At 64.3% G+C, this 12,882-nt stretch carries 13 protein-coding genes; 10 read left to right on the top strand and 3 right to left on the bottom strand.

Annotated elements, in window-relative coordinates; all coding sequences use genetic code 11:
* Nucleotides 1–44 precede the first annotated feature (44 nt).
* Nucleotides 45–821 carry a class I SAM-dependent methyltransferase gene (locus tag QOH60_RS20725; protein WP_526423748.1) on the top strand — a complete coding sequence of 259 codons (777 nt, stop codon included), beginning with the start codon at nucleotides 45–47 and terminating at the stop codon, nucleotides 819–821.
* A 95-nt stretch (nucleotides 822–916) separates the two neighbouring features.
* Nucleotides 917–1,129, top strand: a complete 213-nt coding sequence (locus QOH60_RS20720; RefSeq protein WP_526423747.1) for a hypothetical protein — start codon at nucleotides 917–919, stop codon at nucleotides 1,127–1,129.
* A gap of 21 nt (nucleotides 1,130–1,150) precedes the next feature.
* On the opposite strand, the gene QOH60_RS20715 is transcribed toward QOH60_RS20720, so the two are convergent.
* Nucleotides 1,151–2,125, bottom strand: coding sequence for a quinone oxidoreductase family protein (locus QOH60_RS20715; RefSeq protein ID WP_526423746.1), 975 nt, complete (start codon nucleotides 2,123–2,125; stop codon nucleotides 1,151–1,153).
* A gap of 201 nt (nucleotides 2,126–2,326) precedes the next feature.
* Here QOH60_RS20715 and QOH60_RS20710 point away from each other — a divergent pair, with 201 nt between their 5' ends.
* From QOH60_RS20710 to QOH60_RS20680, 7 genes are all read left to right on the top strand, one after another.
* Nucleotides 2,327–2,695 carry an MspA family porin gene (locus QOH60_RS20710; protein ID WP_526423745.1) on the top strand — a complete coding sequence of 123 codons (369 nt, stop codon included), beginning with the start codon at nucleotides 2,327–2,329 and terminating at the stop codon, nucleotides 2,693–2,695.
* Nucleotides 2,696–3,066: 371 nt separating this feature from the next.
* Nucleotides 3,067–5,247, top strand: coding sequence for a GAF domain-containing sensor histidine kinase (locus QOH60_RS20705; protein WP_526423744.1), 2,181 nt, complete (start codon nucleotides 3,067–3,069; stop codon nucleotides 5,245–5,247).
* A gap of 212 nt (nucleotides 5,248–5,459) precedes the next feature.
* Nucleotides 5,460–5,681, top strand: coding sequence for a hypothetical protein (locus QOH60_RS20700; RefSeq protein WP_526423743.1), 222 nt, complete (start codon nucleotides 5,460–5,462; stop codon nucleotides 5,679–5,681).
* A complete protein-coding gene (locus QOH60_RS20695; RefSeq protein ID WP_526423742.1) occupies nucleotides 5,678–6,787 on the top strand; it encodes a zinc-dependent alcohol dehydrogenase in 1,110 nt (369 codons plus the stop codon). The genes QOH60_RS20700 and QOH60_RS20695 overlap by 4 nt, the downstream gene beginning before the upstream one ends.
* A gap of 138 nt (nucleotides 6,788–6,925) precedes the next feature.
* Entirely contained in the window at nucleotides 6,926–8,089 is a 1,164-nt protein-coding gene (locus QOH60_RS20690) for a pyridoxal-phosphate-dependent aminotransferase family protein (protein ID WP_526423741.1), read from the top strand.
* A 96-nt stretch (nucleotides 8,090–8,185) separates the two neighbouring features.
* Nucleotides 8,186–9,190 carry an amidohydrolase family protein gene (locus QOH60_RS20685; RefSeq protein WP_526423740.1) on the top strand — a complete coding sequence of 335 codons (1,005 nt, stop codon included), beginning with the start codon at nucleotides 8,186–8,188 and terminating at the stop codon, nucleotides 9,188–9,190.
* Nucleotides 9,191–9,219: 29 nt separating this feature from the next.
* Nucleotides 9,220–10,167, top strand: coding sequence for an amidohydrolase family protein (locus QOH60_RS20680; RefSeq protein ID WP_526423739.1), 948 nt, complete (start codon nucleotides 9,220–9,222; stop codon nucleotides 10,165–10,167).
* Between the two features lie 94 nt (nucleotides 10,168–10,261).
* Here the strand turns inward: QOH60_RS20680 and QOH60_RS20675 are convergent, their stop codons facing one another.
* Both QOH60_RS20675 and QOH60_RS20670 read right to left on the bottom strand, forming a co-directional pair.
* Nucleotides 10,262–10,576: a carboxymuconolactone decarboxylase family protein gene (locus tag QOH60_RS20675; protein WP_526423738.1), complete on the bottom strand. Its 315-nt coding sequence runs from the start codon at nucleotides 10,574–10,576 to the stop codon at nucleotides 10,262–10,264.
* Between the two features lie 12 nt (nucleotides 10,577–10,588).
* Nucleotides 10,589–11,557 carry a 2-hydroxyacid dehydrogenase gene (locus QOH60_RS20670; protein WP_526423737.1) on the bottom strand — a complete coding sequence of 323 codons (969 nt, stop codon included), beginning with the start codon at nucleotides 11,555–11,557 and terminating at the stop codon, nucleotides 10,589–10,591.
* Nucleotides 11,558–11,796: 239 nt separating this feature from the next.
* Between QOH60_RS20670 and QOH60_RS20665 the strand changes: the two genes are divergently transcribed.
* On the top strand, nucleotides 11,797–12,882 hold a 1,086-nt coding region (locus QOH60_RS20665), incomplete at its 3' end, for a DHA2 family efflux MFS transporter permease subunit (RefSeq protein WP_526423736.1).

Raw genomic sequence — 12,882 nt, 5'->3', positions numbered from 1 at the left:
ATCGGATTGGGTATCAGAGGGCAACATCGGCGTAGGCTTTCGGTATGCAGCCACGAGAATATCTCTACCTTGATCGTGCGCGCGCGGACTCCTTCGGCGCCGCAGCCCGCGTCTACGATGCGCTGAGGCCGCGCTACCCCGACCAACTCATCGATGATCTTCTGCTGCACTGCGCTCGAACGGTGCTCGATGTTGGCGCAGGTACCGGGATCGCTTCCGAGCAACTGCTCGCGAAGGGGGTCAATGTGCTTGCGGTTGAGCCAGATCCGCGAATGGCCGAAATCGCAAGGGCCAAGGGCATCCCCATCGAGATCAGCACGTTCGAGAGTTGGCAACCCGCGGAGCGCCACTTCGACCTCGTCGTGTTCGGGCAGTCCTTTCATTGGGTGAATCCTGACATTGCATTACCGAAGGTCCATCGGCTGCTGTCCAGTGGTGGACATCTTGCATTGATGTGGAACCGCCTACTCCCAACGCATCCCACGCACAGCGACCTCGCCCCGATATACCGGGGGTACATGGATCCGGGTTCACCTTTGGTCCTCGGCTCGTCGAACGATTCCGTCGACACCGTGCGCCGCACACAGCAGCTGATCGCCTCACTCACGGCGTCAGGCTTCACCGTTGAGCAGCGCACCTACCCGCGGCACGCCCACTATTCCACAGGGCAGTGGCTTGACCTGGCATTCACCTATTCGAGCTACCTCATCCTCTCTCCCGAGAAGGCCATGGAGCTACGAGCCAGGCTGGCAGAACGCATCGGTCCGGAGGGCGTGTCGGTGGGCGGGGACAGCCTGTTGCTTCTGGCCGGAAGATCGTAGCGGAATTGCATTGTCTCAGTGGTCGGTTCGTGTGATCGTCGTCGGTGGCGGCACCGCACATGGGTCAAGGCGCTAACCAGGCCATTGAGGATGGGATGGCCTTAGCCACGTTGATGCGAGACACCGGTCCCTCCGACGTGACGGACGTGCTCATCCGCTATCAGGCGCTGCGCCACGACCACACCGCCCGAGTCCAGCAAGGATCACGGGCCAACGGGATGCGAATGGACTCCGGGCGGCCGATCACCATCGGTCAACCCGGCGTACAGGACTATGACGTGGAGGCCGAGGCCCGGGCCATGCGGTAAATCGCGCAGGCGGGTGTCGGTTCAGGGGTGGATGACGACGCGGCCTGGGGTTCCGCCAGCCACCGCGGTGTAGGCATGTTGGCTGTCGTCGAGGCCATAGCTGCGATGGATCGGCAGTGGCCGGAAGGCACCGGACTCGAAATAGGGGGACAGTTCGGTCAGGAGGCTGCCCGATTCGACGACGCCAACAAAGCTGGTGTTGACGCCCAGCATCCGGGATTCGTTGCGGTAGAAGTCGCGTAGGTCGATCGGCACCACGCGGGTGCCGACGGTGCTCATGACCACCAGCCGGCCGCGGTGGGCAAGGGCGGCCAGGGCCGCGGGGGTGGTGACACCGCCGACGGCGTCGTAGATGACGTCGGCGCCGCGGCCCCCGCTGGCCTGCCGGATCTGCTCTGCCACGTCTGCGGTGTCGGCGTCGAAGGTGATGAAGTGCTCCACAATGCCGGCGGCCGGGGTGTCGTCGCGTGGCGGGTTGCGGTCGATGCCGATCACCTGGGCGCCGCGGGCGGCGGCGATCTGGGCTACCGCGCCGCCGACCCCGCCGGACACCCCGAATACGGCGATGGTTTCGTCCTTGTCTAGCTGCGCGGCATCGATGGCGCCCAGCCAGGCCGTCACGAAGTTCACCCCGACGGTGGCGGCTTGATCGAAGCTGAGCCGTTCAGGCATGCGGGCCAGCGCCTCCACCGGAACGCCGAGCAACTCGGCGTGCGAGCCATCCCGGGTGAAGCCGACATCTCCGCCAGTTCCCCACACCTCGACACCGATCCACTCCGGCGGCCCGTCGACGACGACGCCGGCGAAGTCGCGACCGGGCACCCGAGGCAGCACTGTCGCCGGGAACGCCCCGCCGACATTCTTGACATCCGACGGGTTCACCGACGCCGCCTTGACAGCGATCACGGCCTGGTCGTTGCCCGCAACAGGATCCGCGGTCTCGGCCACCTGCAGCACCTGCGGGTCGCCGAAGTGATCAAAACGTAAGGCGCGCATGGCAGATCCTCTGTGTGTGGGGGTTAACGCATCTGTGGCATCGCTATTCGGTCAACGGGTTTGGTTGCTTTCAGCATCAAGCTCGAGTGAACCGATGTCGTCACCGCTGACACCCATTCACACTTCCCGCTAGTAGGAATCCGCATCCGCGCCGCCCCGGGACGCGAACACACACGCGGCATCAAAATCCGGAGCGATCTAGTGAGTTCCCGTTACAGTTTGTTGGTGACGTGTGGGGCGTTGCGATACGCCGCTCGGTCGGTGACGAGGACGGCCCGTCCCTGGCCGGGCGGGCCGACCGGCCTTGCACCGGGGGCAAATACGGGCCTTGGCGGTGGCCTCACGGGTTACGTCCAGGCGAATCTACAACCGGGAATCATTACCGATCTGCCGATGGCCAGTATGCCGTTGGGCTCTCAAGGACTTGGGATGCTCGATGTGACTAATCTGCACATCAAGGCCGACGCATGCGGCGGCCCAGTCACCATACGATCGTTCGCATACCTGCGCATCAGCAGCGACATCGAGCGATCGGAGTTCGCGATCTACGGCGATCCGCTCCAAATCTAAGTAAGTGCAACGACGGGGCACCAAAACCCAACTGTTCCAAGCGTCTTCGGGTGAATCGCGGGCTCGTGGTGGCTCAATTTTCGAGTTGGACGACGGTCCTGCCACCGAGGATGGGTGCGATCTGTTCTCGGATTATCTGTTGGTGATGAGGATGATCACAGTAGCGCTCGAAATCTGACCGGGTCGTGAAGATCCCGACGACGGCGAAGCGTAACTCAACGCCTCTAGTTGGCGCCACACGCGGGCCTGAGCACAGAATGCAGCTCACCCGCGGGGTGGTTTCACATGTATGCCGAGTTTCTTCGGTTGGGTATGATTTCTCGGACGGCGGACTGGTCGACGTCCGCCAGGATCGATGTGAGCGTGCTCTAATGCCGCAGAAGCGGTCACCGCTGCCCGGCTGGTCGTCGTCCAAGCCGGTTGCGGTTTCTGCGCGCAGCACTTCCGTTGCGGAACAACGCGCGGTACCGGTCCGGGCACACATGGTGTCGCTCTTGGTGCGCCCGACAGGGCCGTCGCTGGCGCTTGGGCTGGTGATCGCAGCGTCCCTCATCGCGGCGGAGAGCGTCCTGGGTTATCTGCTCGGTAAGGTCGGCGCCGAGGACACCTTGGGTGTGGTCTACCTGCTCGGCGTCGTGGTGATCGCGATGGGGTGGGGGTTCTGGCTGGCGGCGGCGACATCGGTGGCCAGCGCCCTCGCTTTCGACTATGTCCTGATCAGCCCAATCTGGTCCTTGACTGTTACCGATCCCCCGGACTGGGTGGCACTTGCTGTCTTTCTGGTGGTCGCGCTGCTGGCCAGCACCCTGACGGACCTGGTCCGCCGTACCGCGGCGGCGGATTATCGCCGCCGTGAAGCGGAGCTGGCGGCGGAGTTGGGCCGCGTGGCCGCCGAGCAACAGGCCGCGTTGCGGCGGGTTGCGACTCTGGTTGCGCGCGGGGCCACCTCGGCCGAGGTGTTTTCAGCGGTGGTGATGGAGTTGGCCCAGTGCCTCGGGGTGTATCACTCGGTTCTGTTTCGCTACGAGGCGGACGACGTGGCCATCCCCGTCGCGGCCCACGATGAAGACCCCGGGTTGAAGAAGGTGCCCGTCGGCGAGCGGTTTTCCCTCGAGGGCGAGAGCTTTTTGGGGACGGTGCTGCGCACCGGGCGCGCCGCCCGGATGGACAGCTACGAGAACGCTTCCGGTTCGGTCGCCGCGCGTTTTCGTGATCTGGGTCTGCGCACGGCGGTGGGTGCGCCGATCGTCGTCGGCCGCCTGTGGGGAGCGGCCGTCGTCGGCTCGTCGCGACCCGAGCCCCTGCCGCCGGACACTGAGGCACGCATTGGCGACTTTGCCGATCTGGTCGCGACCGCGATCGCCAACGCCGCCACCCGCGACGAACTGCGAGCCAGCCGCAGCAGTCTCGCCGAGCTCGCAACACATCAGTCGGCGCTGCGGCGAGTGGCGACCCTGGTCGCCCGGGGGGCCAGCCCGTCGGAGGTGTTCTCCGTGGTGGCCGAGGAGATGGCCCGATGTCTGAATGCGGGCAACGCAGGGGTGGGCCGCTTCGACGGCGACGAGGTGGTCGTCCTCGCCGTGGCCCAGTTCGATCCGGAAATGAAAGGCGTTCCCGTCGTTGGCGAACGAATTCCGTTGGTGGGCGACAACTTCGTGGCGAGAGTGTTTCGTACCGGCGCCGCCGCACGGGTGGACAGCGCAGAGTCCCAGAACGCTGTCGGACCCATCGCGGGACGGGTGCGTGAGTTAGGACTCGGCTGTACGGTGGCGGTCCCGATCGTTGTTGACGGACGCATGTGGGGGACCGCCACGGTCGGCGCTGCGGAGTCGTTGCCGCCGGACACCGAGGCACGCATGGGCGACTTCGCCGACCTCGTCGCCACGGCAATCGCCAACGCCGCGACGCGCGCCGAGCTGATCGCCTCACGCGCGCGCATCGTGGCGGCCGCCGACGATGCCCGCCGCCGTCTGGAACGGGACCTGCACGACGGCGCTCAACAACGGCTGGTCGCGCTGGGGGTGCAGTTGCGTCTGGCAGAGGCGTCGGTGCCGCCCGAACAGATGTCGCTCAGGGATCAGCTTGGTGACCTCGTTTCTGGGTTCACGGGCGTCTCAACAGATCTGCAAGAGATATCCCGTGGAATACATCCCGCGATCCTGTCCAAGGGCGGCCTCGGTGCCGCGCTCAGGACATTGGCCCGCCGTTCGGCCGTGCCGGTCGACCTCGAACTTGGTGTTGACCGACGGTTGCCCGACTCCGTCGAAGTGGGCGCCTATTACGTGGTGTCCGAAGCCCTGACCAACGCCGCCAAACACGCCAGGGCGTCGGTGGTGCAGGTGGGCGTCGAAGCCGAGGGCAACAACCTCCACTTCTCGATTCGAGACGACGGCATCGGAGGGGCCGACCCTCTTAAGGGGTCCGGCCTCACCGGTCTAATCGACCGCGTCGAGGCGCTCGGCGGCACGCTGGCGATCTCGAGTCATGCCGGAAGTGGAACCTCACTGCTCGTCGAGATCCCGATCGGTACCGAATTACCGCCGACCCCTTAGCAGCTCGTCTCCGAACCGCGCGCGAGCGCGGCGGCGTGCTACCCGGTAGCAAGTAGTTCTCGCACCGAGCGGCCGGAAACCCGGATGGCGGCTGGCTTCGATGACTTCCGCCTTCGCAACCTCCATTCTCAAATCAGCACGGGTCGCACAACGGAGTGAGACCCGTCCGACGTGAAAGTCCCTGACGTCAAATCGTTGTGCCGAGGAGGGTGATGACCGGAATCGTCGTCCTCATCCTCATGGGGCTGCTCGTCTACGGCATCTGGCCGACCGTCAGCAGATCCGCACGCAAGGAAAAGGTCCAGTGCTCCGTGTGCGGCACCACCAAGCGGACACTCCAGTGGATGAGAAGCTGGGAAGGCTGGTACTGCTGGCCGTGCAAAGAGCAACGTATCCATGCCATTCTGAATACCCTTATCGGAGAACAGGCTTGACCCCGCTGCCCGAGCGTATGCGGGCCTGGGTGCTGGGCGACCCCGGCCAGCTCAGTCTGGTTGACAAGCCGATCCCGGTGCCCGGACGCGCCGAGGTGCTGGTGCGCATCGATGCCATGGGTATCTGCGCGACAGACCTGGAGATCATCCACCACGGCGCACCGGCGATGATCGGCGGCGGCGAACCGTTCAACAAGTTGTTCACCCCGGGTCACGAATACATGGGTACCGTGGCGGCGCTCGGACCGGGCGTGGACGAGTTCCGCATCGGCCAGCGCGTCACCGTGGAAGTGCATGCCGGCTGCGGGCAGTGCAAGCGCTGCCGCGACGGCATGTACACCGCCTGCCTCAATTACGGACTGAACTACGGTGACGTGGATAAAGGCCATCGCGCCAACGGCTTTACGACCGATGGCGGATTCGCCCAATACGCCGTCAACAACATCAACACCCTCATTGCCATCTCCGACAGCATGTCGGACGCCGAGGCGACACTGGTGGTGACGGCAGGCACTGCGATGTACGGACTGACCGAACTCGGCGGGCTGGTGGCAGGAGAAGGTGTGGCCGTGTTGGGGCCCGGACCGATCGGGTTGCTCGGCGTCGCCGTGGCCAAGGCGCTGGGGGCATCGCCGGTTGTTCTCACCGGGACCCGCGACAACCGCTTGCAAATCGGCAGCGCGTTGGGTGCGGATCACGTGATCAACGTGCGCAACGAGGATCCTGTGGAGGCGGTGCGACGTATCACGGCCGGCAATGGACTGGATTACGTCCTGGAGTGCTCTGGCGCACCCGATGCCGTGAACCAGGCAGCGCGCATGGTGAACCGCGGTGGCCGCATCTGCCTCGCCGCGTTCCCGCACCAGCCGGTGTCGATCGACCTCGCCTATATCGTGCGCAACAACATCTACCTCTACGGCATTCGCGGGGAGGGCAAAAGCGCCACGCACCGCGCCGAGGCGTTGATGTCCCAGAAACGCTTCGATGCCACCAAGATTCACACGCACACGTTCGGTCTGCACGATCTGCCGACGGCCCTGCGCTATGCAGGCGAACACATCGATAATGCGATCAAGGTGGTCGTGACGACGAGCTTGCGCCACTAACCCTTCAGCATGTTGCGCAGTACATACTTCCAGGACCTAATGGGTGTGCAAACGGCGGAGACAGTTCCGGCTGGCAGGGGTCACCGATAGGCGCCAACAGTGACGACACAGACTTTCTGACGCGCAAGCCTTGAAGGTGTGAGCTATCCGACCGGCCGTCACTTCCTGCAAATTCCCGGCCCCACGAATGTGCCGGACCGAGTCCTGCATGCCATGGCGGCGCCGACTATCGATCATCGGGGGCCGGCATTCCAAGCCCTCACCCTCGAGGTTCTCGAGCTGCTTGGCCCGGCGTTCGCCACCAAGGGCCCGGTGGTGATCTACCCGGGCTCGGGAACCGGGGGGTGGGAGGCGGCGTTGATGAACACGCTGAGCCCCGGCGACACCGTATTAGCCTTCGAGACTGGGCATTTCGCGACCTTGTGGCAGGAGATGGCCGCCAGGCTCGGACTGGTCGTCGACTTCGTTCCCGGCGATTGGCGGCACAGGGTGGACCCTGGTGTGGTCGCGCAGAAACTAGCCGCTGACACCGCGCGGGCCGTCAAAGCGGTGTGCGTGGTGCACAACGAAACCTCCACCGGGGTGAGCAGCCCGATCGCCGAGGTCCGCCAAGCCATCGACAGCGTCGAGCACCCGGCGCTGCTGCTGGTCGACGCGGTCTCCTCGCTCGGCTGTATCGACTACCGGCATGACGAGTGGGGGGTCGACGTGACGATCGCTGGATCGCAGAAGGGCCTGATGCTGCCGCCGGGGATGGGCTTCAACGCCATCAGCGAAAAGGCGCTCGATGCCTCGACCAGGGCCAGTCTGCCTAAGTCGTACTGGGATTGGCAGCCGATCCTTTCGGCCAATCGGAACGGGTTCTACCCGTACACACCTGCCACCAACCTGTTGTACGGGCTGCGCGAGGCGCTCACGATGCTCCATGACGAGGGCCTGCCACAGGTGTTCGCGCGCCACGCCCGCCATGCATCGGCGACCAGGTCGGCTGTGCGCGCGTGGGGTCTGGACGTGGTGTGCCTCGACGAAGGCGCGCACTCCATGTCGGTGACGGCGGTGATGCTGTCTGATGGGTACAACGCCGACAAGCTCCGCGACATCATTTTGGACCGCTTCGACATGTCGCTCGGTGCTGGCCTGGGCAAGCTTGCCGGAAGCACGTTCCGGATCGGTCACCTCGGCCATTTCAATGACCTGACACTGGCGGGGACTCTCGCAGGAGTGCAGATGGGGCTCCAGCTCGCCGAGATTCCCATCGACCCAAGCGGCGTGAATGTCGCGCTGGAGATGCTGCGCGCATGACAGATGCGGAATTCGGTTGCGGTGCGGACTCACTCATCCGCCGGTATTACCGCTAGCAGCAATGGACAGTAGTCGGTCAAACGGTTCACTGGAGATATGACGGCAACCAGTCCCGGCCCGGCACGGGTCGACTTTCACCACCACCTTTTCCCCGCTGGTGCGCTGGCTGAATCAGTGCGCGGCTCGCTCGCCGTCGACAACGGCTGGCGCTTCCCCGCCGGCACCACGCGCTGGACGCCGGAGACCAGCCTGGCGTTCATGGACGGCCTCGGCATTCAGACCGCAGTGCTGTCTCTGCCGAACGACATGGAGTCGGGCCTGCCGGCGCGGGAGCGTCGGGCATTCGCCCGCCGGATCAACACCATCGCCCGCCAAACAGTCGATGACCACCCAGGACGGTTCGGCTTTTTCGCGCACCTTCCCACCCCCACCGACGTCGACGCCGCCCTCGAGGAGCTGACCTACGCCCTCGACGAGCTGGACGCCGACGGAGTCACCTTGACGAACGTCTACGGCACCGGGGAGGAAGCCCGGTCGGTGGGAGACGACGTCTTCGAGCCGCTGTGGGCCGAACTCGACCGGCGCCAGGCACTGGTGTTCCTGCACGGCGAGCAGACACCGGGGCGCAACCGGATGCCAAATCGGTTCCTGCCGACGCCGATAACCGAGGTACCGAACGAAACTTACAAGGCGGCAGCGGATCTCGTCACATGCGGGCGGAAACGGCAGTATCCGAACGCACGGATCATCCTGTCGCACTCCGGCGGAAGCACGCCGTTCCTCGCCGCGCGGGTTGCGGTGCTTTCGTCCTACCTGGGCTGCGAGCTCAGTCCCGAGGAGATCATCGCCGACTTCCGCACGTTCTACTTCGAGACAGCACTGTCAGGTTTCGAGACGAACCTGGTGGCCCTCGAGAACTTCGTGCCACCGGAACGGATTCTGTTCGGCACCGACTTTCCCGCAGTCAGTCCACAGATGGCCGGCTGGTACACGACCAACGTCGACACCTACTTCGCGGACCGGCCCGAGATCCTGGCGCAGGTAATGCACGGCAATGCGCAGACCCTGCTGCCCCGACTCTCTGTGAACACCGCGGCCTGAGCCGACGCAGTCACGACGGAAGGCATCACATGACACTGATCGGCCTGGAAGAACACCTGTTGCCTGGCAACGTCATCAACGATGTGTGGACCACCTCCATGGCGCCCGAATCGTTCACCGCGAAACTGGTGGATGTCGGCGAGCAGCGGCTGCGGGTGATGGACGAGGCGGGTGTCGACATGCAGGTGCTGTCTGTCGTCGCGCCAGGCTCCCAGCAGGTCCCCGTTGAGCGCGCAACCGACCTCAGTAGGGCGATCAATGACCACTGCGCCGAAGTTGTTGCAGCGCAACCGCTCCGGTTCAACGCGTTGGCCACGCTGCCTACCCAGGACCCGGGTGCCGCGATCGCGGAAGCCAGCAGGGCGATCACCCAACTGGGATTCTGTGGTGTGGTCATCAACGGGCACACCAAGGGACGGTTCCTCGACGCACCCGAATTCGACGAATTACTCGGTGCCATTGAGGACCTCGACGTACCGATTTACCTGCATCCCACCTATCCCCCGCCGGAGGTCGCCGAGGTGTACTTCGGTGGCCTCCCCGAGCCGACCGGCAGAGCTTTGGCCACCGCCGCCTGGGGCTGGCACGCCGAGACCGGTCTGCACATATTGCGGCTCGCAGCCACCGGCGTTTTCGACCGACACCCCAAGCTGCAGCTCGTTGTCGGGCACATGGGCGAGAACCTGCCGTTCTCGCTCATGCGCGCAGACTCCATGCTCACCCGGGCCGACCCCGACAGCCGATCGGTGGCGCAGATTGTCCGCGAACACGTACACATCACCATCTGCGGCTATACCACCATCCCGCCGCTGCTGTGCGCCCTGCAGGTGTTCGGCGCCGACCGCATCATGTTCTCCACCGACTACCCCTTCGGCGACCCGGTTCAGCATGCGAAGTTTCTGGCCGAAGCCCCGATCGCCCCGGCTGACCGGGACAAAATCGCCTACCGCAACGCCCAACAGCTGTTCCGACTCTGAGCGCCCTCAACCACCGTTGACTCTGCGGTGACGGCGAGGGTTACTCGTACTTCTGCGCCCAGGACGCAGAGTCAACGGAGAGATATGGCGAACTTCACAGCAGTGTTTCGGCGGCGATCCTGGACGCGGAGATGGCGGCCGGAAAGCCACCGTAGAACGAGACGTGAGTGATCAGGGCCGATATTTCATCGACGGTCAGGCCGTTGTCGATGCCGAGGCGCAGATGAGCAGGCAACTCGTCGGGCCGGTAGAGGACGGTGAGCGTGGCGACCGTCGCGATGCTGCGATCGCGCGGGCTGAGCCTCTCATCGGCCCAGACCGCCGAATACAACGGGTCGCCCACCAGTTTCATCAATTCGGGAGTGAATCGGCGTGCGGCCTCCCACGGAGGGTCCGGAAAGACGGCCATAGGTTGCTCCTATCAGTGAACGGCGTTGCGGCGGTCTCTGATCGGGGATACCACCGGCGTGGTAAGCGTCCCCTGCGTGAGGTACTGGTCGAGGTTCTGCAACACCAGCTCCCCGGTCGTCGCGAGTGCTCGAACTGTCGCACCACCCAGATGGGGGGACAGCACGACGTCGTCCAGTCCGCGTAATTCCGTTGGCACATAAGGCTCTTCCGCGAACACGTCTAGCCCGGCACCTGCCAACCCGCCCTCGACAAGCAGCTCGACGAGGGCGTCCTGGTCGACGACGCTTCCGCGTGCGATATTGATGAGGTAGCCGTGGGGTCCCAGAGCCTCCAACACTGCACGGTCGACCAGCTTTTCGGTTCCCGCACCGCCGGTGGTGGCGACCACCAGCACATCCACGGATCGGGCAAGCTCAACCGGCGACGCGCTGTAGCGGTACGGACAGCCGGGCACCTGGTGGCGATTGTGATAGGCGATAGCACAGTCAAAGCCGACCAGCCGGGTAGCGATCGCTGTGCCGATGCCGCCAAGGCCTAGGATGCCCACTCGCGATCCGCTGACATCTCGGCCCAAGGTGAAACTCCCGTTGCGAGGCCACACGCCGGCGCGCACTTGGCGGTCTGCCACGCACAAGCCGCGCATCGTCGCCAGCATCAAGCCGACCGCAGCGTCGGCGACGATCGCGTTGAGCACGTCGGGGGTATTGCTGACCCCGATGCCGAGTCGGCGTGCCGCGTCCACGTCGATGGTGTCGTAGCCGGCGCCCTGATGGATAATGGCGCCCAGGTTGGGCAACGCTGCCATCAGATCGGCGTCCACACGAGCGGGCCCAAAGCATACGATAGCGGTGACCGACGCGCCGTGTTCTGCGACAAATGCCGCCCGCGAGGAATCGTCAGGCAACTGCAGCACTTGATATTTCGCCGCCAGCGCGCTGGCCAGCGACCGTTCGATCCTGCCTACTTGGAGAACGCTCATACCTTCCCTTACGGCACTATCCGCTATTCCGCTTCGTCCCTCGATAATTGCGTTTCAAGGAAGCCACGTCTTCACCGCTGACACCTGTTATCGGTTCCAGTCAGCAGGAAGTCGGAATTACCTGTTAGCCCCTAGCGTCGAAACATAACCACGTCACGCTTGCCGTTGCCGCTAGCAGGTGGTGAGAGATTCCGGCTGGCGCGGTCGATTACTGACTGTTGCAGTTTCACAATTGTTAGGTGGATGCTCTCAGCGCGCGGCGCAAGGTGATCATCCTGCTCTCCTGCTGTCTGAGCCTGTTGATCGTGTCGATGGACGCGACCATCGTCAACGTCGCGATCCCGTCGATCCATATGGAGTTGCACGCCAAGCCTTCTCAGCTGCAGTGGGTCATCGACATCTACACACTGGTGCTGGCGTCGCTACTGCTGTTGTCCGGCGCCACCGCCGACCGGTTTGGGCGCCGCCGGGTCTTCCAGATCGGGTTGACGATCTTCGCCATCGGATCACTGCTGTGCAGCCTGGCGCCGAACATTCACACCCTGATCGCGGCCCGATTGCTGCAGGGAATTGGCGGTTCGATGCTTAATCCCGTTGCGCTGTCAATCATTAGCCAGGTGTTCGTCGGCCGGGTGGAACGCGCCCGGGCGATCGGCATCTGGGGAGCCGTCATGGGCATCGCGATGGCGCTGGGGCCGATGCTGGGAGGCGCACTGATCGAGCTCGGCGACTGGCGCGCGGTGTTCTGGATCAACCTGCCGATCTGCGCGGCAGCGATACTGCTCACCGCGATCTTCGTGCCCGAGTCGCGTTCGGCCACAATGCGAGACGTCGACCCGATCGGCCAGGCGCTGGCCGTGACGTTCCTTTTCTCCCTCGTTTTCGTCCTCATCGAGGGACGGGAGATGGGCGGGAGCGCTGCGTCGGTGGCGATATTGGTCGTCGCGGTGTCGGCATTGTTGGGATTTCTTCGTTACGAGTCCCGGCGCCACGATCCGTTCATCGATTTGCGGTTCTTCCACAGCATTCCGTTTGCGTCGGCAACGGTGATCGCGGTGTGCGCCTATGCCGCCTACGGCGCCTTCCTGTTCATGATGTCGTTGTATCTCCAGGGTGCGCGGCACTACTCCGCGCTCCACACCGGCTTGATGTATCTACCGATTTCGCTTGCAGCTCTGACTTTGTCGCCGTTGTCGGGTCGGTTGGTCGGTCGCTTCGGCAGCCGGCCATCGTTGGTCGCGGCTGGAATCATGATCACCGTGTCGACGCTGATGCTGGCCGATCTCACCGTCACCGCTCCGGTGTGGTTGGTGTTGGCGATCTTT

The organism is Mycobacterium sp. (assembly GCF_032159765.1).
In the GTDB taxonomy this organism is placed as follows: Bacteria; Actinomycetota; Actinomycetes; order Mycobacteriales; family Mycobacteriaceae; genus Mycobacterium.
The sequence above is the reverse complement of the archived record's forward strand: the minus strand, read 5'-3'. Positions and strand labels throughout refer to the sequence as shown.